Here is a 250-nt window from a genome sequence, read left to right as displayed (position 1 = left end):
CAAGACGATCGCGCGCCAATGCACGCTGTGCGAGGCACACTGCGGAATTCTGGTGACAGTGCGGGAGGACCGCGTCACCCGGATCGAAGGCAATCCCGACGACGTTCTCTCCCAGGGCTACATCTGCCCGAAGGCCACCGCCATGGGCGGCCTGCATCACGATCCCGACCGCCTGCGCACCCCTATGCGACGCACCGCCACCGGATTCGTCCCGGTGACCTGGGACGAGGCGTTCCGCGAGATCGGCACC

At 67.2% G+C, this 250-nt stretch carries 1 pseudogene; it reads left to right on the top strand.

Going from position 1 to position 250, the window contains the following annotated elements:
- Positions 1-7: 7 nt before the first annotated feature.
- Positions 8-250, top strand: a pseudogene (locus tag ACTT8P_RS38665) (molybdopterin oxidoreductase family protein); the annotation flags it as partial.

This window comes from Streptomyces sp. JW3 (assembly GCF_052216785.1).
Classification (GTDB): domain Bacteria; phylum Actinomycetota; class Actinomycetes; order Streptomycetales; family Streptomycetaceae; genus Streptomyces.
The sequence above is the reverse complement of the archived record's forward strand: the minus strand, read 5'-3'. Positions and strand labels throughout refer to the sequence as shown.